The sequence below is a fragment of the Amycolatopsis sp. SID8362 genome, from assembly GCF_010550475.1.
Lineage (GTDB): Bacteria > Actinomycetota > Actinomycetes > Mycobacteriales > Pseudonocardiaceae > Amycolatopsis > Amycolatopsis eburnea.
Map to the genome: position 1 here is coordinate 1 of NZ_JAAGNB010000825.1, position 16,332 is coordinate 16,332.

The 16,332-nt window shown below is 71.5% G+C and carries 17 protein-coding genes and 1 pseudogene; 12 read left to right on the forward strand and 6 right to left on the reverse strand.

All coding sequences use genetic code 11. The annotated features are described in order from the left end of the window. The 6 genes from G3I65_RS25425 to G3I65_RS25450 all read left to right on the forward strand — a co-directional run. A partial coding sequence (locus G3I65_RS25425) for an acyl-CoA dehydrogenase family protein (protein ID WP_160698338.1) occupies positions 1 to 715 on the forward strand: 715 nt, incomplete at its 5' end. 5 nt (positions 716 to 720) lie between these two features. Next, on the forward strand, positions 721 to 1,875 hold the full coding sequence (locus G3I65_RS25430) for an acyl-CoA dehydrogenase family protein (RefSeq protein ID WP_163046751.1): 1,155 nt from the start codon (positions 721 to 723) through the stop codon (positions 1,873 to 1,875). Beyond that, positions 1,872 to 2,780, forward strand: a complete 909-nt coding sequence (locus tag G3I65_RS25435; RefSeq protein ID WP_160698340.1) for a bifunctional MaoC family dehydratase N-terminal/OB-fold nucleic acid binding domain-containing protein — start codon at positions 1,872 to 1,874, stop codon at positions 2,778 to 2,780. The genes G3I65_RS25430 and G3I65_RS25435 overlap by 4 nt, the downstream gene beginning before the upstream one ends. Beyond that, the gene (locus G3I65_RS25440) at positions 2,777 to 3,163 is read left to right on the forward strand and encodes a MaoC family dehydratase (protein WP_125315671.1); all 387 of its coding nucleotides are present in this window, start codon (positions 2,777 to 2,779) and stop codon (positions 3,161 to 3,163) included. Before G3I65_RS25435 ends, G3I65_RS25440 begins: the two co-directional genes overlap by 4 nt. Then, positions 3,160 to 4,329 (forward strand): lipid-transfer protein, encoded by a 1,170-nt coding sequence (locus G3I65_RS25445; RefSeq protein ID WP_160698341.1) that lies wholly within the window; start codon positions 3,160 to 3,162, stop codon positions 4,327 to 4,329. The genes G3I65_RS25440 and G3I65_RS25445 overlap by 4 nt, the downstream gene beginning before the upstream one ends. An 88-nt stretch (positions 4,330 to 4,417) precedes the next feature. After that, on the forward strand, positions 4,418 to 4,984 hold the full coding sequence (locus tag G3I65_RS25450) for a DUF5134 domain-containing protein (protein ID WP_160698342.1): 567 nt from the start codon (positions 4,418 to 4,420) through the stop codon (positions 4,982 to 4,984). Positions 4,985 to 5,204: 220 nt separating this feature from the next. On the opposite strand, the gene G3I65_RS25455 is transcribed toward G3I65_RS25450, so the two are convergent. Genes G3I65_RS25455 through kstD form a run of 6 tightly spaced genes read right to left on the reverse strand, consistent with a single transcriptional unit; the run spans position 5,205 to position 10,643 of the window. Next, on the reverse strand, positions 5,205 to 5,657 hold the full coding sequence (locus G3I65_RS25455) for a riboflavin kinase (RefSeq protein ID WP_160698343.1): 453 nt from the start codon (positions 5,655 to 5,657) through the stop codon (positions 5,205 to 5,207). 56 nt (positions 5,658 to 5,713) lie between these two features. Then, a complete protein-coding gene (locus tag G3I65_RS25460; protein ID WP_160698344.1) occupies positions 5,714 to 6,559 on the reverse strand; it encodes a MaoC/PaaZ C-terminal domain-containing protein in 846 nt (281 codons plus the stop codon). Between the two features lie 8 nt (positions 6,560 to 6,567). Beyond that, positions 6,568 to 7,599, reverse strand: a complete 1,032-nt coding sequence (locus tag G3I65_RS25465; protein WP_160698345.1) for a ferredoxin--NADP reductase — start codon at positions 7,597 to 7,599, stop codon at positions 6,568 to 6,570. Further along, positions 7,592 to 7,849, reverse strand: a complete 258-nt coding sequence (locus G3I65_RS25470; protein ID WP_160698346.1) for a hypothetical protein — start codon at positions 7,847 to 7,849, stop codon at positions 7,592 to 7,594. The genes G3I65_RS25465 and G3I65_RS25470 overlap by 8 nt, the downstream gene beginning before the upstream one ends. Then, positions 7,846 to 8,982 carry a Rieske 2Fe-2S domain-containing protein gene (locus G3I65_RS25475; protein WP_160698347.1) on the reverse strand — a complete coding sequence of 379 codons (1,137 nt, stop codon included), beginning with the start codon at positions 8,980 to 8,982 and terminating at the stop codon, positions 7,846 to 7,848. The genes G3I65_RS25470 and G3I65_RS25475 overlap by 4 nt, the downstream gene beginning before the upstream one ends. Next, complete coding sequence (gene kstD, locus G3I65_RS25480) at positions 8,979 to 10,643, reverse strand: 3-oxosteroid 1-dehydrogenase (RefSeq protein WP_160698348.1); 1,665 nt, start codon at positions 10,641 to 10,643, stop codon at positions 8,979 to 8,981. Before kstD ends, G3I65_RS25475 begins: the two co-directional genes overlap by 4 nt. Before the next feature lie 100 nt (positions 10,644 to 10,743). On the opposite strand from kstD, the gene G3I65_RS25485 reads away from it, so the two are divergent. From G3I65_RS25485 to G3I65_RS25510, 6 genes and pseudogenes are all read left to right on the forward strand, one after another. Continuing rightward, positions 10,744 to 12,342, forward strand: a complete 1,599-nt coding sequence (locus G3I65_RS25485; RefSeq protein ID WP_160698349.1) for an FAD-binding protein — start codon at positions 10,744 to 10,746, stop codon at positions 12,340 to 12,342. Between the two features lie 31 nt (positions 12,343 to 12,373). Continuing rightward, positions 12,374 to 13,537: a 3-hydroxy-9,10-secoandrosta-1,3,5(10)-triene-9,17-dione monooxygenase oxygenase subunit gene (gene hsaA, locus G3I65_RS25490; protein WP_160698350.1), complete on the forward strand. Its 1,164-nt coding sequence runs from the start codon at positions 12,374 to 12,376 to the stop codon at positions 13,535 to 13,537. Continuing rightward, complete coding sequence (hsaD, locus tag G3I65_RS25495) at positions 13,537 to 14,382, forward strand: 4,5:9,10-diseco-3-hydroxy-5,9,17-trioxoandrosta-1(10),2-diene-4-oate hydrolase (RefSeq protein ID WP_160698351.1); 846 nt, start codon at positions 13,537 to 13,539, stop codon at positions 14,380 to 14,382. The genes hsaA and hsaD overlap by 1 nt, the downstream gene beginning before the upstream one ends. Beyond that, complete coding sequence (gene hsaC, locus G3I65_RS25500; RefSeq protein WP_160698352.1) at positions 14,382 to 15,293, forward strand: iron-dependent extradiol dioxygenase HsaC; 912 nt, start codon at positions 14,382 to 14,384, stop codon at positions 15,291 to 15,293. The genes hsaD and hsaC overlap by 1 nt, the downstream gene beginning before the upstream one ends. After that, positions 15,290 to 15,829: a 3-hydroxy-9,10-secoandrosta-1,3,5(10)-triene-9,17-dione monooxygenase reductase subunit gene (gene hsaB, locus G3I65_RS25505; protein ID WP_160698353.1), complete on the forward strand. Its 540-nt coding sequence runs from the start codon at positions 15,290 to 15,292 to the stop codon at positions 15,827 to 15,829. Before hsaC ends, hsaB begins: the two co-directional genes overlap by 4 nt. Positions 15,830 to 16,009: 180 nt before the next feature. Continuing rightward, positions 16,010 to 16,332, forward strand: a pseudogene (locus G3I65_RS25510) (hypothetical protein); the annotation flags it as partial.

Below are 16,332 nucleotides of genomic sequence, written 5' to 3' on the forward strand. Positions count from 1 at the left end.
CGCGCCGCTGACCGCCGAGCCCGCCGCCACCGCGCGCGCCGCGAACGGGAAGTGGCTGCTCAGCGGCGTGAAGACCGCCGTCCCGTACGCCGCCGAAGCCGCCCGGATCCTCACGCCGGTGACCACCGCGCACGGCACCGCCGTCTACCTGGCCGACCCGCACGCCGAGGGCGTCACGCTCGTCCCGACGCGGAACTCGGCCGGGACGCCGGAGTGCACCGTGCGGCTCGACGACGTCGCCGTCGAGGAGACCGACCTCCTCTTCGACCGGGGCGCGGTCGCGACGCTGCACCGGTTCGCGCTGGCCGGCGCGCTCGCGCTCGGCGACGGGCTGCTGGCCGGCGCGCTCGCGCTCACCGTCAAGCACGTCGGCGAACGCACCCAGTTCGGCCGGCCGCTGGCGACGTTCCAGGCGGTGGCGGGCCAGATCGCCGACGTCTACGTCGCCGCGCGGACCGTGCACCTCGCCGTGACGTCCGCGGTGTGGCGGCTGGCCGCCGGGCTCGACGCGGACGCCGAACTCGACGTCGCCGCGTACTGGCTCGCCGAGGAGGCCCCGAAGGCACTCGCGACCTGCCACCACCTGCACGGCGGCGTCGGCGTCGACGAAACCTACCCGCTGCACCGGTATTCGTCGGCGGTCAAGGACCTCGGCCGGGCGCTCGGCGGCGCCGCGCACCGGCTCGGCAGGCTCGGCGAACGAGTGGCGGGGTGAGCGAAATGCACGTCGAACTGACCGCGGCGCAGAAGGACCTGCGCGCGGAGCTGCGGGAGTACTTCGCCGGGCTGATCAGCCCCGAGGAACGCCGGGAGATGCGGCGCGAGCGGCACGGGCCGGTGTTCCGCGAGATCGTCCGCCGGATGGGCCGCGACGGGTGGCTCGGCGTCGGCTGGCCGGAAGAGTACGGCGGGCAGGGCTTCGGCGAGATCGAGCAGCACCTGTTCGTCGACGAGGCCGCGCGCGCCGACGTCCAGCTGCCGTCGGTGACGCTGCAGACCGTCGGGCCGACGCTGCAGCAGTTCGGCACCGACGAGCAGAAGTCCTTCTTCCTGCCGAAGATCCTGGCCGGAGAGATCCACTTCGCGATCGGCTACACCGAGCCGGAGGCGGGCACCGACCTCGCGGCGCTGCGGACGACGGCGGTGCGCGACGGCGACGAATACGTCGTCAACGGCCAGAAGATCTTCACCACCGGCGGGCACGACGCCGACTACATCTGGCTCGCCGTCCGGACCGCGCCCGACGCGCCGCGGCACAAGGGCATCTCGATCCTCATCATGGACACGAGCGACCCGGGCTATTCGTGGACGCCGATCATCACCTGCGACGGCGCTCACCACGTCAACGCGACGTACTATTCGGACGTCCGCGTGCCGGTGAACCGCTTGGTGGGCAAGGAAAACGAAGGCTGGCGGCTGATCACGACGCAGCTCAACCACGAGCGCGTCATGCTCGGGCCGGCCGGGCGCATCGGCGGGATGTACGACCGCGTGCGCGCCTGGGCCGCCGCCCACGACCTGCTCGGCCTCGCCGACGTGCGGGCCGTGCTGGCCGAGGCGATGGCGGTGACGCGGGTGAACGAGCTGCTGAACTGGCAGGTCGCGGTGTCCTCGGCGACCGCGCCGGTCGGCGTCGGGGACGCGTCGGCGACCAAGGTGTTCAGCTCCGAGGCGATCCAGCGGATCGGCCGGAACCTCGAAGAGCTCGTCGCCCGCCACGGCGATCCGGCCGACCCGGACACCGCCGAGCTGGCCGACTGGCTGGACGTCTCCGCCAAGCGCAACATCGTGCTGACGTTCGGGGGCGGCGTCAGCGAAATCCAACGGGAGCTGATCGCCTCGATCGGCCTGGGTCTGCCGAGGGTGCCGCGATGACCATCCGGGAAGCCGCCGAAGAGATCGCCGCGCGCGGGGAATGTGCGCCGCGCCTGGCCCGGGACCCGGTCAACCAGGCCATGGTCAACAACTGGGTCGAAGCCATCGGGGACACCAACCCCGTGTACACCGACCCGGAGTTCGCCGCCGCGAGCGTCCACAAGGGACTGGTCGCGCCGCCGGCGATGGCGCAGGTGTGGACCATGGGCGGCCTGAACGTCCCGCGCGGGAGCGACGACCCGCTCGGGCTGATGATGGAACTGCTCGACGAAGCCGGGTTCACCTCCGTCGTCGCGACGAACTCCGAGCAGACCTACCACCGCTACCTGCGGCCGGGCGAGCAGGTCGAGGCCCGGACGAAGCTCGAGGACGTCGTCGGGCCGAAGAAGACCGCGCTCGGCGAAGGCTGGTTCGTCACCACGCGGATGACCTGGTACGTCGAGGGTGAGGCCGTCGCGGAGATGATGTTCCGCGTCCTCAAGTTCCGGCCGCCCGCGCCGAAACCGCCGGCGGCGCCGGTGCTGCGGCCGGTGATCAGCCGGGACACCGAGTTCTTCTGGGAAGGCCTTCGCCAGGGCGAGCTGCGCATCCAGCGCTGGGGCGAGACGCTGCGGCACCCGCCCGGGCCGATGCCGCCGGACGGCGCGCTGGACACCAAGCCGGACTACGTCGTCGCGAGCGGCCGCGGGACGGTGTTCTCCTACGTCGTGCACCACCACCCGCCCGTGCCGGGCAAGGACCTCCCGTTCGTCGTGGCACTGGTGGAGCTGGAAGAAGGGGTCCGCGTGATGGCCGAACTCCTGGACGCCGCGCCGGAGGAAGTCCACATCGGACTGCCGGTGACCGCCGCGTTCGTCCGCGTCGACGACGACCTGACCCTGCCCGCGTGGAAGGTGGCCCGATGACCGTCGCCGAAGGAACCGAACTGCCGCCGCTGACGATCGAGGCGACGCCGACGTTCGTCGTCAGCACCGCGATCGCCACCCGCGACTTCCAGGACGTGCACCACGACCGGGACGCCGCGGTGGCGCGCGGCTCGAAGGACATCTTCCTCAACATCCTCACCGACACCGGGCTGGTGCAGCGGTTCGTCTCGGACTGGGCCGGGCCGGAGGCGCTCATCCGGTCGGTCAAGATCCGGCTCGGCGTGCCCTGCTACGCCTACGACACCCTGACCTTCACCGGCCGCGTGGTGTCCGCCGACGGCAACGACGTCGTCGTGGCGGTGTCCGGAGTGGACTCACTCGGCGAGCACGTCGCCGGCACCGTGGAGGTGACCCTGCCGTGAAACTCACGGGCAAGGCGGCCATCGCCGGCATCGGCGCGACGGAGTTCTCGAAGGACTCCGGGCGCAGCGAACTGCGGCTGGCGGCCGAATGCATCTCCCACGCACTCGCCGACGCCGGGCTGTCGCCGTCCGATGTGGACGGACTGGTGTCGTTCACCATGGACGGCAACGCCGAAATCGCCGTGGCCCGCGAACTCGGCATCCCCGAACTGAAGTTCTTCAGCCGCATCCACTATGGCGGTGGCGCGGCCGCGGCGACCGTGCAGCAGGCCGCGATGGCGGTGGCGACCGGCGTCGCGGACGTCGTCGTCGCGTACCGGGCGTTCAACGAACGGTCGGGGATGCGGTTCGGGCAGGTCTCGTCGGCCGCGGCCGGGCAGGTGAACTCGTCCGGGGTGGACAACGCGTTCCACTACCCGATGGGCATCGCGACCCCCGCGGCGACGGTGGCCATGGTGGCGCAGCGCTACCTGCACGACTACGGCGCGACGAGCGAGGACTTCGGCCGCGTCGCGGTGCTCGACCGCAAGCACGCGGCGACCAACCCGAACGCGTGGTTCCACGAACGGCCGATCACTCTCGAGGAGCACCAGGCGTCGCGCTGGGTGGCCGAGCCGCTGCACCTGCTCGACTGCTGCCAGGAGAGCGACGGCGGGGTCGCGCTGGTCGTCACCAGTGTCGAGCGGGCCCGCGACCTGGCGCAGGCGCCGGCGGTGATCACCGCGGCGGCGCAGGGGAGCGGGCCGGACCAGTACGTGATGACCAGCTACTACCGCGACGACCTGGCCGCGCTGCCCGAGATGGGTGTCGTCGGGCGGCAGCTGTGGGGCCAGTCCGGGCTGCGACCGTCCGATGTGGACGTCGCGGTGCTGTACGACCACTTCACGCCGTACGTCCTGATGCAGCTGGAGGAGCTCGGCTTCTGCGGCCGCGGCGAAGCGAAGGACTTCATCGCCGGTGGCGCGCTGGAGCTCGACGGTTCGCTGCCGCTCAATCCGCACGGCGGCCAGCTCGGCGAGGCCTACATCCACGGCATGAACGGCATCGCGGAAGGCGTCCGGCAGATCCGCGGCACGGCGGTCAACCAGGTCACCGGCGCGGCCCGGGTGCTGGTCACGGCGGGGACGGGCGTGCCGACGAGCGGACTCATCCTGACGGGTGACTGAGGCGTCACCTCATTGACGGCTGGTGCGCGGCCGTCGCGGGTGTCACGGTGGAGACACCACCCGCGACGGAGAGTGAGGCCGACTGGCGATGGTCGTCGACTGGGCGCTCACGGCCGCGTTCGCGGCGCTGGCGCTGCCGTGCGTGCTGCGGCTGGTCCGCCTCGACTACTCGCGGCTGGGCCACGGCGTCCGCCACGGCGACCTGGCCGAGCTGCTGCTGGTCGTGGCGATGGTGGCGATGGTCTCCCCGGTCGGCGGCCCGATCCCGGCGGCGGGCTGGCAGGCGGTGCTGGTGCTGACGGCGGGCTGGTTCGCGGTGGCCTGGTGGCGGGACCGCTCCTGCGCCCACCACGCCCTGTCGGCGGCGGCGATGTTCTACATGGTGACGGCGATGCCCCACGCGAGCACGCACGGCCCGTGGCTGACGATGTCCACAATGGACGCCCGGCTGGCCCTGCCCCTGCTCGCGGTGGCGGCGGCCGGGTACTTCGTGGTCGATGCGGCCCGCACGGGAGTCCTGGTGGTCCGCGGGCCGGCCTCCCGCCCGGCCCGCGGTGCGGCCGCGGCGGCCGGCTCCGGGCACACTTCGCGCGCGCTCTGCCGGGCGGCGATGGGTGCCGGCATGGGCTACCTGCTCCTCGCCTCGGCCCTCTGACACCCCGGCCCGGATGTCGGGGTCCCGGCAAAGTCGCGGCGGCGAGTGGGTGACGGTCGCAGGCTGGCCGCGTGGTCTGCCCGGCGTCGCGGCTGGGCGGATCGGCCGTGCTGCCCGACTTTTCCGGCGCCCTGGGCCCGGATGTAGTGAATGACTCATTCATGTCGCCAGACGACATGAATGAGTCATTCACGTCGTCCAGGCCGGCCGGGCGGGGCGGTCAGGTGGTGAGGCGGCGGACTTCGCCGAGGGGGCTTTCGCCCGGCTCGGGGAGCGAGGCGGCGGGGTGCGCGAGGGTCCACTGGGTCGCCGTCGCGATGTCGTTCTTCAGCGCCGTGATCAGGTCCTCCGCCGAGGAGTACTTCTCCTGGTCGCGCAGGTGAGATCCGAGCCACACCACGAGCGTCTCGCCGTAGAGGTCGCCGGTGAAGTCGAGCAGGTGGGCCTCCAGCAGGCGGTAGCCGTCCGCGCCGTAGTACGTCGGGCGGCGGCCGACCGAGACCGCGGCCGGGAGGTGGGTGCCGTCGGCGCGGCGGACCCAGCCCGCCCAGACGCCGTCGCCCAGGGAGCCGTCCTGGTCGCGCAGGGCGATGTTGGCCGTGGGAAAGCCCAGCTCACGGCCGCGCTTGTCGCCCGATTCGACCGTTCCCCGCACCACGAAGTATTCCGGCATCGCGTTCCGTCCTCCCGAGTCGCTCCCCTCCACGGTAGCGGGCGCGCGGGCGGGGTTCAGAGCGTGGACAGCACCGTGTCCGCCAGCACCGGGGCGTCGTCGCGGTCGGCCGCCGACGTCGTCACCAGCAGCCTGCCGTCCTCGCGCCACACCCGGATCCGCAGCGTCTCGCCGGGGAAGACCACGCCGGCGAACTTCGTCGCGAACGATGCCACGCGGGCCGGGTCGCCGTCGAGGAACTCGTTCACCAGCACCCGCGCGACGATCCCGTACGTGCACAGCCCGTGCAGGATCGGCCGGTCGAAGCCGGCCGCCCGGGCGAACTCGGGGTCCGCGTGCAGCGGGTTGCGGTCGCCGCACAGCCGGTACAGCAGCGCCTGCTGGGGCAGCGTCGGCGTCTCGAGCACGACGTCGGGTTCACGAGAAGGCCATTCCACGCGGTCCGACGGTCCTCGCGAGCCGCCGAACCCGCCTTCGCCGCGGGCGAAGATGCTCGACCGGGCCGTCCACAATGGATCGCCGGCCGACGACGTGACCGCGACCTCCTGGACGACCACCGCGGCCTTGCCCTTGTCGTACACGTCCGCGACGCGCGAGCGGGCCACCGCCTTGCCGGACGCCGGGATCGGCCCGTGCAGGGTGATCTCCTGCTTGCCGTGCAGCACCTTCGCCAGGTCGATCTCCACGCCGGGGAACGACACCGCCGGCGGGTCGAACACGCGCAGGTTGGCCGCGACCGTCGCGAACGTCGGCAGCACCACCAGGTCCCGCTCGTAGGTGTAGCGCAGCTCGTCGGGCCCCGCACCCAGCGCCAGGTGGTACAGCAGCACGTCCGACGACGTCCAGGCGAAGCTCACCTCGCCGATCTCGGCGCCGATCGCGACGTCGGGGTTGATGGGCACGCGGGCTCCTATTCGTAGCTGATCGAGACGTCGTCGGTGACCGGGAGCGACTGGCAGGCCAGCACGATGCCGTCCGCCATGTCCTCGGCGTCGAGGACCTCGTTGTGCAGCATCTTCACCTCGCCCGAGACGACCCGGCACGCGCACGCGCTGCATTGTCCCTCGCGGCAGGAGTACGGCGCGTCCATGCCCGCGTCCAGCAGGTGGTCGAGGAGCTTGCGCTGCCGCGGCCAGGACATCGTCCGCGTCGAACCGTCCAGCGAAACCGTCAGCGACGTCGGTGCGTCGTCCGACTCCGGGGCCTCCTCGGCGGGGGCTTCTTCGAACGGGTTCCCGGTGAGCGACGTGAACTTCTCGACGTGCACCCGTTCCCGGGGCACGCCGAGCTGCCCGAGCGCCTCCCGCACGGCCGCCATGAACGGCGCCGGCCCGCACAGGAACGCCTCGTGCGAGGTATATGCCGACGCCAGCCCGCGCAGCTGTGAGACGTCCGGCAGACCCTGGACGCTCTCCAGCCAGTGCACGACGACCAAGCGGTCGCCGTACCGCTTCGCCAGCGACGCCAGCTCGCCCGCGAAGATCACGGAATTCTCGTCACGGTTCGCGTAGACCAGCACGACGCGGCCGGATCCGGTCTCCAGCGCCGTTTTCAGGATCGCCATCACCGGCGTGATGCCGCTGCCGCCGGCGAAGAGCAGGAAGTCCTCGTCCACCGACGCCGGGCAGAACACGCCCGCGGGCGCGAGCACGTCCACCTGCATCCCCGGCTCCAGCGTCGAGCACACCCAGCTCGACCCGTACCCGCCGTCGGTGCGCTTGACCGTCACCTGCACGCGGTTCTCGTGCGGCGCGCTCGAGAGCGAGTAGCACCGCGCCACCGAACCGGTCCGGTCGCTCGGGATCTTCAACGTCAGGAACTGCCCGGCCCGGTAGGAGAAGGCCGAAGCGTGCTCGGGCGGGATCTCGAAGACCACCGACCGCGCGTCCGGTGTCTCGACGACGACGTCGGCGACGGTCAACGTGTAGACCCGCTCAGCCATCGGCCACCGCCAGCGTGCCCTCGCGCACGGCGTCGCCGATGCTGTCGGCCAGCTTCGGGCACGTGTCGAGCAACGCCGACGGACCTTCCGCGCCGGCGAACACCGGGCACGTCTCGGCGGGCCGGGACGTCCACTGGATGCTCGTGTGCTGGATGCTGTTCTTCTTCACCAGCACGCACGTCCCGCAGCTGCGGCATTCGTGCGGCCGCAGCCCGCCCGAGAGGAACTCGGTCTGCTCGGCGGTGGTCACACTTCCGCCTCGGTCTTCCGGCGCGCCAGGTTCTCCGCCACCTCGGCCGCCCACGCCTCGTTCGCCTTCGAAGTGTCCACTTCGAACTCGAAGCGCCGGGTCATGTCCTCGGTGACGTCGGCCGCGTCGACGTAGAACTGCTGGTACCACCGGCGAAGCTGGTAGACCGGACCGTCCTCTTCGCACAGCAGCGGGTTGTCGATCTGCGTCTTGTGCTTCCAGATCTCGACGTCCTGCAGGAACCCGGCGCCGATCCCGCGGGCCAGCTTCGCGGCGATCTTGTCCGCGTGCTCGTCGGTGAGCCCGTGCTGCTTCTTCACCTTCATGCCGTACTGCAGCACGAACGACGTCGGCGTCACGGGGTAGTGGCAGTTGATGAGCACGCTCTCGATTTCGTAGCCCTGGAACGAGTTCACCAGCTTGTTGATCATGTAGGACGGCCCGAAGTACGACGCCTCCGAGCGCAGCAGGTTGTCCTCGCCGCCGTAGTTCGAGGCCATGCCCATGTCCGGGCGGCCCTTGGTGTTGAGGTACTGCGTGGCGATGTGGCCTTCGAAGACGTTCTTGAAGTACGTCGGGTAGGCGTAGTGGATGTAGAAGAAGTGGGCCATGTCGACGACGTTGTCGATGATCTCCCGGCAGTTGGAGCCGTCGATGAAGATCTCGTCCCAGGTCCAGTTGCTCCACTCGTCGCTGTAGGCGGCCTCGATGCGGGGGATCGCCAGCTCTTCCGGCGGCGGGTTGCCTTCGGGGTCGTGCCAGAGCATCAGCTGGCCGTTCTGCTCCACCGTCGTCCACGACCGCGTCCGCGCGCGCAGCGGAACCCGCTTGGCGTAGGGGATCGAGACGCACTTGCCCTTGCCGTTCCAGCGCCAGTCGTGGAACGGGCAGGCGACCTCGTCGCCCTTGACGCTGCCCTGGGTGAGGTCGCCGCCCATGTGCCGGCAGTAGCCGTCGAGGACGTTCAACTCTCCGTGAGAGTCGGCGAACACGACGAGCTTCGTGCCGAACGCCGTGACCGCGTGGGGTTTCCCGTCGCGGAACCGCTCGGCCAGGCCGAGGCAGTGCCAGCCGCGGGCGAACCGGGCCGGCGGCTCACCGGCGTAGATCGTGCGTACGGACTCCTGCGTCATCGCTCGCCTCCCGTGGTGCCCTGATCTTCGTTGGCCAGCCGCGTCGCCGCAAGGTAGCCGAACACCATGGCCGGGCCGATGGTCGCGCCCGGCCCGGCGTAGGTCCGGCCCATCACGGCCGCGCTGACGTTGCCCGCGGCGGACAGCCCGGGCACCACCGAGCCGTCCTCGCGCAGCACGCGCGCGTGTTCGTCGGTGCGCAGCCCGCCCTTGGTGCCCAGGTCGCCCGGCACGATCTTGACCGCGTAGTACGGCGCTTTGTCGAGCGGGCCGAGGCTGGGGTTGGGCTTGTTGCGCGGGTCGCCGTAGTAGTGGTCGTACTTGCTGACGCCGCGGTGGAAGTCCTCGTCGACGCCGTTGCGCGCGAAGCCGTTGAACCGCTGGACGGTCGCTTCGAGCGCGTCGGCGGGCACCTCGATCTTCGCCGCCAGCCCGGCCAGCGTCGCCGACTTCGCCGCGATCCCGGCCTTGAACCAGCGGCCGGGCAGCGGCTGGCGCGGCCCGATGCCGGTGAACATGTACCGGTCCTTGTAGCGCTGGTCGAACACCAGCCAGGTCGGGATGTGCTCGCCGGGCCCGTCGCCCTCGCCGTACATCGCGTGCACGGCCTCGACGTAGGGCGCGGACTCGTTGACGAACCGCTCGCCGCGCGCGTCGACCATGATGCTGCGCGGCCGCGACCGCTCGGCGAGCGCGAACCACGGGCCGCCGGTCAGCGGCAGCGACGGCCCCCACCAGGCGTCGTCCATCAGATCGAGCGCCGCGCCGAGCTGGATGCCGGCGGTGATGCCGTCGCCGGTGTTGGCGGCCGCGCCGACGGTCCAGTCGACGCCGATCGGCGCGCGCTGGTACTTCTCGCGCATCTCGAGGTTCTGCTCGAAGCCGCCGCTGGCGAGGATCACCCCGCGCCGGGCGCCGACGACCCCGTCCGGGGTCACGACGCCGGTGACGCGGTCGTCTTCCACCCGCAGGTCGACCAGCGGCGTGTTCAGCCGCACTTCGACACCCGCCCTGGTCAGGCCCACCCGCAGCCCGGCCGCAAGCGCTTGCCCCATGCTCAGCAGGCGCTGCCCGCGGAGCTTCCCGACGAGCCACTGCCGGCCCAGCGACAGCAGCCGGACGCTCCCGCGCGGGTGCCGCGCGAGGAGGCTCAGCCAGCGGTAGTCGGCCTGGGTGATCGGCACGCCGAGCGGGGGAGCGCTGTACGGCGGCTCGAGGTGGGCCAGCTCGGCGCCGAGCAGCTTGCCGTCGAAGGCGGCCGGCTCGACCGACCGGCCGCCGGGCCGCCCGCCGGGCGCCTCGGGGTGGTAGTCGCTGTAGTCGCGGACCCACCGGAACTTCAGCGGCGTGTGGTCGCAGACGAACTTCAGCACCTCGGGCCCGTGGTCGAGGAACGTGTCCCGCCGGACGGCCGGGACGACGTCGCCGACGATCGAGGCCAGGTACTGGCGCGCCCGTTCGGGGGGTTCGTCGATCCCGGCGGCGCGCAGCGCATGGTTGCCCGGCAGCCAGACCCCGCCGCCGGAGCGCGCGGTCGAGCCGCCGAAGCAGGCCGCCTTTTCCAGGACGACGACGCTCAGACCGTGGTGAGCCGCGGCCAGCGCGGCAGTCATCCCGGCGGCGCCACTGCCGACCACGACGACGTCGAACTGCTCCGTCATGCCACCTCTCCTGCAACGTGTTCCAGGTTGTGAGTATCCAGTTGAGAGCCGCTTTCGGTCACCATAGACGAGAACGTGTTTCAGTTCTAGGGTAGCGAGCATGGACGAACTCGTCGCGGACGTCATCATCGTGGGGTTCGGCGCGGCCGGCGCGTGCGCGGCCCTCGAAGCGGCCGACGCGGGCGCCGACGTCGTCATCGTCGAGCGGTTCGCCGGTGGGGGCGCCAGCGCGGTCAGCGGGGGCGTCGTCTACGCGGGCGGCGGGACCGCCCAGCAGCGGGACGCGGGTGTCGACGACTCGGTCGACGCGATGTATGCCTACCTGCGGCTCGAGACCGGGGACGTCGTCGCCGAGGAGACGCTGCGGCGGTTCTGCGACGGCAGCCGCGAGATGATCACCTGGCTGGAGGGCAACGGCGTGCCGTTCGAAGGCAGCCTGTGCCCGTACAAGACGTCGTACCCGAGCGACGCCCACTACCTGTACTACTCCGGCAGCGAGGCCGCCGGTGGCTTCCGCGACGCGGCGAAACCGGCCCCGCGCGGACACCGCGTCAAAGGGCCGGGGACGTCGGGGAAGATGCTGATGACCCGGCTCGCGGAGGCGGTGCGCGAGCGCGGGATCCGGGTGCTGACCCAGACGCACGTCCGGAGCCTCGTGCGGGAGGACGGCCGGGTCACCGGGCTCGTCGCGGACACGCTGCGGAACGCGCCCGCGGGAGTCAAAGCCCGGCACCAACGGCTCGCGCGGTACGCCGCGAAGCCCGGGATCTACGTACCTTCGCTGCGCAAGTCGCTGCACCGCCGCGTCGAACGGATCGAGCGCGCCCACGGCCGTGAGCTGCGGATTTCCGCCCGGCGCGGGGTCGTGCTCGCCGCGGGCGGCTTCATCGCGAACCGCGACATGGTGCGCGAGCACGCCCCGAAGTACCGCGGCGGGCTGCCGCTCGGCACGTCCGCCGACAACGGCTCGGGCATCCGCCTCGGCGTCGAGGCCGGGGCCGCGACCGGTGAACTGGGCCGGATCTCCGCGTGGCGGTTCATCACGCCGCCCAGCGCGTTCCTCGGCGGGATCATCGTCGACGCCGGGGGCGGGCGGGTCATCGACGAGTCCCGCTACGGCGCCGCGGTCGGCGAGAAGCTCATCGAAGAGCACGGGAGCAAGGGCTGGCTGCTCGTCGACGCGCCGATCGTGGCCGAGGCCCGGCGGGACACGAAGGCGCAAAGCCAGTGGTTCCAGGGGTTGCAGCTGCGGTACCTGCTGCGCCGCGGCCGCGTGACGGGCGCGACGGTCGAGGAAGTCGCTCGCAAGGCCGGCGTCGATCCACAGGGGCTGCGGGCGAGCGTCGAGGCCTACCACGGGGACCGCGATCCAGTGGGCAAGCCCGATGAGTTCCGCCGGCGGCTCGAGCGGTCGCCGTACTCGCTCATCGACATCTCGGTCCGGCCCAACCTGGGGTACCCCACGCCGATGCTCACCCTCGGCGGCCTGGTGGTGGACGAGGGCACCGGCGCGGTGCGCGACACGGCGGGGGCGCCGATCCCGGGCCTGTACGCCGCGGGCCGCACCGCGGTGGGAATCTGTTCCAGGTCCTACGTGAGCGGTCTGTCCCTGGCCGACTGCGTGTTTTCCGGCCGCAGGGCGGGGATCAACAGCGCCCTGGCGCAGGGTGTTCTCGACAAAAACGAGAACGTGTTCTAGTCTTGGCGCAGCGAGAAAGAGAGGACTGCGCATGAGCGAGCAGGTGATCGCCGGGGTCCGGGACCTCCTGCCGGTCCTGCGGGAACGGGCCCAGGACACCGAGGACGCGCGGAACGTCCCCGAGGAGTCCGTCAAGGCCCTGCAGGAGACCGGGTTCTTCAAGATGCTGCAGCCGAAGTCCTTCGGCGGCCTCGAAACCGACCCGGTGAGCTTCTACACCGCGGTCAAGCTGATCGCGAGCGCGTGCGGGTCCACCGGCTGGGTCGCCTCCATCCTCGGCGTCCACCCGTGGCACGTGGCGCTGTTCGACCAGCAGGCGCAGCAAGAGGTCTGGGGTGCAGACGAGGACGTGCGGATCTCGTCGTCGTACGCGCCGATGGGCAAGGCCGAGGTCGTCGACGGCGGCTACCGGCTGTCCGGCCGCTGGAGCTTCTCCTCCGGTTCCGGTCACTGCACGTGGGTGCTGCTCGGGGGACCCGCCTTCAAGGACGGGAAACCGGTCGACTTCTGCACCTACCTGCTGCCGATCGCGGACTACACCATCGTGGACGTCTGGGACACCGTCGGCCTGCGCGGCACCGGCTCGAACGACATCGTCGTCGAAGACGTCTTCGTCCCGCAGCACCGGGCGCTCAGCTTCATCGCGACGTCGAAGTGCAAGGTGCCGGGCCAGGCGCTCAACCCCGGCCCGCTGTACCGGCTGCCCTACGGCTCGGTGCACCCGTCCACGATCACCGCGCCGATCATCGGCATGGCCCAAGGCGCCTACGACGCCCACGTCGAGCACCAGCGCAAGCGCGTCCGGGCGGCGTACGCCGGCGAACAGTCCAAAGAGGACCCGTTCGCCAAGGTGCGGATCGCCGAGGCCGCCAGCGAGATCGACGCGGCCTGGTTGCAGCTGACCCGCAACATCGAGGAGCTGTACGAACTCGCCAAGCGCGAGGAGCGGCTGCCGGCGGACCTGCGGCTGCGCGTCCGGCGCGACCAGGTGCGCGGCACCGAACGCGCGATCGCGGCGATCGACCGGCTCTTCGAGAACTCCGGCGGCCGCGCGATCCAGCGCGGCACGCCGATCCAGCGCTTCTGGCGCGACGCGCACGCGGGCCGGGTGCACGCGGCGAACGACGCCGAGCGCGCGTACGTCATGTTCGGCACCGGCGCCTTCGGGCTCCCCGTCGAGAACGCGATGTACTGATGGCCGCACCCGAAGGCAAGTACGTCCAGGCCGGTTCGGTGAAGCTGCACTACCACGAAGCCGGCGCCGAACACGCCGAGACGGTGATCCTGCTGCACGGCGGCGGGCCCGGCGCGTCGGCGTGGAGCAACTTCGGGCGCAACCTGCCGGAGTTCGCCAAGCACTACCGGACGATCGCCGTCGACCAGCCCGGCTTCGGCCGGTCGGACAAGCCCACCGAGCACCTGCAGTACTTCCGGCACAGCGCGGACGCCGTCGTCGGGCTGATGGACGCCCTGGGCATCGAACGCGCCCACTTCGTCGGCAACTCGCTCGGCGGGGGCGCGGCGGTCCGGCTGGCGCTGAACCACGGCAAGCGCGCCGGGCGGCTGGTGCTGATGGGGCCGGGCGGGCTGAGCGTCAACCTGTTCGCGCCGGACCCGACCGAAGGCGTCAAGAACCTCGGGAAGTTCGCGGCCAAGCCGAGCCGGGAGCGCATGGAAGCGTTCCTGCGCATCATGGTCCACGACCAGGGGCTGATCACCGACGAGCTGATCGACGACCGCTTCGCCGCGGCGAACACCCCCGAGTCGCTCGCCGCGATGCGGGCGATGGGGATGTCGTTCGCGCGGCCCGGCACCTACGAAGAAGGCATGCTCTGGCGCGAAGCCCACCGGCTGCGCCAGCGCGTGCTCCTGATCTGGGGCCGCGAGGACCGCGTCAACCCGCTGGACGGCGCGCTGGTGGCCTTGAAGACGATTCCGCGCGCGCAGCTGCACGTGTTCGGCGGCTGCGGGCACTGGGCCCAGCTGGAGAAGTTCGACGAGTTCAACCGGCTGGCCCTCGACTTCCTCGGGAGTTCCTGATGGGCATCCGGTCACTGGGCTACCTCCGCATCGAGGCCACCGACATGGCCGCGTGGCGCGAGTACGGGCTCAAGGTGCTCGGCATGGTCGAAGGCAGCGGCACCGACCCGGACGCGCTTTACCTGCGCATGGACGACTTCCCCGCCCGCCTGGTCATCTCGCCCGGGTCCGCGGACCGCCTGGCGGTGACCGGCTGGGAGGCGGCCAACGCCGGTGAACTGGCCGAGATCCGGTCCCGGTTGGACAGTGCGTCGGTGCCGTACAAGGAAGGCGCGCCCGACGAGCTGGCCGACCGCCGTGTCGACGAGCTGATCAGCTTCGACGACCCGTCCGGCAACACCCAGGAGGTGTTCCACGGCGTCGCGCTGCAGCACCGGCGGGTGGTCAGCCCGTACGGCCACAAGTTCGTCACCGGCGAGCAGGGCCTCGGGCACGTCGTCCTGTCCACAAAGGACGACGAGGCGTCGCTGCGGTTCTACCGCGACGTCCTCGGCTTCCGGTTGCGCGACTCGATGCGCCTGCCGCCGCAGATGGTCGGGCGGCCCGCCGACGGGCCGCCCGCGTGGCTGCGGTTCTTCGGCTGCAACCCGCGCCACCACAGCCTCGCGTTCCTGCCGATGCCGACGCCGTCCGGGATCGTGCACCTGATGGTCGAGGTGGAGAACACCGACGACGTCGGCCTGTGCCTGGACCGCGCGATCCGGCGCAAGGTGCCGATGTCGGCCACGCTCGGCAGGCACGTCAACGACCTGATGCTGTCGTTCTACATGAAGACCCCGGGCGGCTTCGACGTCGAATTCGGCTGCGAAGGCAGGCAAGTCGACGACGACAACTGGATCGCGCGCGAGAGCACCGCGGTTTCCTTGTGGGGCCACGACTTCTCGGTCGGCGCGCGGCCCCCGGGCGCATGACGTCCGTGGCGGTCGACCAGACCGAGTTCAGGAGCGTGCTCGGGCACTTCTGCACCGGCGTCACGGTGGTCACCGGCCGCGACGGCGACACCCTCGCCGGGTTCGCCTGCCAGTCGTTCGCGGCGTTGTCGCTCGACCCGCCGCTGGTGCTGTTCTGCCCGGCCCGGACCTCGCGCACGTGGCCGGTGCTGGCCGCGGCGGGCCGCTTCGCGGTCAACGTGCTGGCCGAGGACCAGCAGGAGGTCAGCGCGGTGTTCGGCGCCCGGGGCGAGGACAAGTTCGCCCGGGTCGGCTGGACGCCCGCGCCGTCCGGCGCGCCGCTGCTGGACGGCGCGCTGACGTGGATCGACTGCGCGCTCGAAGCGGTGCACGAGGCGGGCGACCACTACGTCGTGATCGGCCGGGTCACGGCGCTGGGCGCGCCGTCGGACGCGCGGCCGCTGCTGTTCCACCGGGGCCGGTACGCGGTGACGGAACCGGCGCGGGACGCGCTGGCGGCGCTCATGCCGTGGCCCCGGCCGGACGACTGGCTCTGAGCGGCGGTCGTCCGCTCGCGATTGCTCACGCACTGTGGTCGCCGATCGCGGCGAGTTAGCGCGACCGGGTGGTTGTGCACGGGTTCACAGGTGGGCCGCATCCCATTTACGAGAGAAAGCCAAGCCTCTGCGCGCACACTGTTACCGAGATGACGTTTTCTGGGAGGGAGTGAGTCGCGCATGCGCAGGCCCAGCGGACGGATCGCCCGGTTCCGGCGCCGGTTGCACCCCGGGCGCAACCCGCTGGCGCGGACGGGCGACCGCTTCGAGTCCCTCCTGCTGCTCCTGGTGATCGCGGGGGCGTTCCTGGCCGTGCCGTTCGCGGCGGCGTTCGGCTCCGACACCTACGCGGCGCAGACCGTCCGCGCCGAGCAGGAGCGCGCCACCCACCACCCGGCGACGGCGGTGTCCCTCGCCGCGGCGCCCAGCCAGACCTACAGCACCGACGGCGCCGGCGCCCCGGCCGACCAGACGACGGTCCAGGCCGCCTGGTTCGACGCGCG